The organism is Stenotrophomonas sp. 05L44_2 (assembly GCF_056665995.1).
Genome location: NZ_JBFTNR010000804.1, coordinates 1 through 1,753, shown reverse-complemented (window position 1 = coordinate 1,753; position 1,753 = coordinate 1). Strand labels below are relative to the sequence as shown.

2 protein-coding genes are annotated in these 1,753 nt (G+C 65.1%); one reads left to right on the top strand and one right to left on the bottom strand.

Annotated elements, in window-relative coordinates; genetic code table 11:
- A partial coding sequence (locus tag AC1VAN_RS20820) for a hypothetical protein (protein ID WP_480986635.1) occupies positions 1-182 on the bottom strand: 182 nt, incomplete at its 3' end.
- Between the two features lie 35 nt (positions 183-217).
- Here AC1VAN_RS20820 and AC1VAN_RS20815 point away from each other — a divergent pair.
- A partial coding sequence (locus AC1VAN_RS20815) for a TonB-dependent receptor plug domain-containing protein (RefSeq protein ID WP_480986634.1) occupies positions 218-1,753 on the top strand: 1,536 nt, incomplete at its 3' end.

Here is a 1,753-nt window from a genome sequence, read left to right as displayed (position 1 = left end):
TCCATAAAGATGTCGTGCAACCAATTGATTCGCTTGGATTTCCTTCGGCGATAACCACGCGCGTCCGCTGGATGCTGCGTCGCCGCATGCTGGGCGTGGTTCAGCTGTGCTTTAGTTTGGATCGATCCACAGGGGAGGGCGGTCGAATCGAGATGGATCGATTCAACGCCCGGGATCGCCATCCGACCGCGCGTCCACCATCCAAGAGCAACCACCCATGGCTCAGTCCGTCCGCAACCGCCGTCATCTGCTGTCCCACGCCCTCGCCCTGGCCCTGCTGCCGTTCGCCGCTGGCGCACAGGAAGCGGCCCCGTCGCCCACCAAGGATCTTGATGCGGTCACCGTCACCGGTTCGCGCATCAAGCGTGCCAGCGTCGAGGGCCCGGCCCCGGTCAACGTGATCAGCGCCGCACAGATCCAGAAGGAAGGCTTCGTCACCGTATACGACGCTCTGAAGACCCTGACCGAGGCGACCGGCACGGTCGAGGCGGCATCGCAGTGGGGCTCACACACCCCCAACGCGAGTGGCCTGAACCTGCGCGGCATGGGCCCCAACCGCAGCCTGCTGCTGGTCAATGGCCGCCGCGTGGCCGACTATCCGCTGCCCTATGGCGGCGAGACCAATTTCTCCAACTACAGCAACATTCCGGCGGCGGCGGTCGAACGCATCGAAGTGCTGACTGGCGGCGCCTCGGCGATCTACGGTTCAGACGCCATCGCCGGCGTGGTCAATGTCATCCTCAAGACCAACTACGACGGCGACGAAGTGCGCGTGCGCGGCGGTACCTCCACCGAAGGCGGGCGTGACACCTGGGATCTGTCCTGGGCGGGCGGCAAGACCGGCGACAACTGGAGCGTGACCTACGCTCTGCAGTACACCAAGCGCGATCCGCTGTTCGGCCGTGACCGGCCGCAGATGGACGACGCCGACGATGCGCTGTACCCGTCCTGGAACATGGAGCAGCGCAAGGTCGGCTTCCGTCCCACCGCTGGCCTGGCGTTGATCGACCCCAGCAACGGCCAGCGCCTGGCGCCGCCCGACGGCACCTGCGAGAAATTCGCTGGCGAGTACTACACCGCCGACCGCTTGGTCTACAACTACAACGCCAATACGGTGAGCAACACCGGCCGCCTCTGCGGCATGAGCGCCGACTACGCCAACTGGCTGTTGACCGGAGGCTCGGAGAACCTGTCGGGCAACCTGTATGCCACCTTCGATTTCGGCAACGATCTGCAGGCCTGGAGCAACCTGGCGGTATACCGTTCCGAAGCGATCTGGGGCACCAATCCGCCGAGCGTGTCGCTGATCGACGATGCCAACGGTTACTACTGGGATGCCAACCGCAATCGCCCGGTGCTCGGCGTGCGCCAGTTCACCCCGAACGAAGTCGGTGGCCTGGACACGCTGCGAAATACCAACCGCGAGTTGTCGTGGGATATCAGCGCAGGCCTGCGCGGGCGCCTGGCCGATCGCTTCGATTGGAGCGCCACGGTCGGCCGTTCCTACTACCGCGTCGAGGAGCGGCAGAACGTGGTCGACGAGCAGAAGTCGTACGACTTCTTCCTCGGCCCACGGCTGGGCACCACCGGCGATGGCGAGGCGATCTACGCCTTGAACGAGTCGCGCTGGTGGAACCCGATCACCCCGGACCAGTACTTCCTCGGCCCACGGCTGGGCACCACCGGCGATGGCGAGGCGATCTACGCCTTGAACGAGTCGCGCTGGTGGAACCCGATCACCCCGGACCAGTAC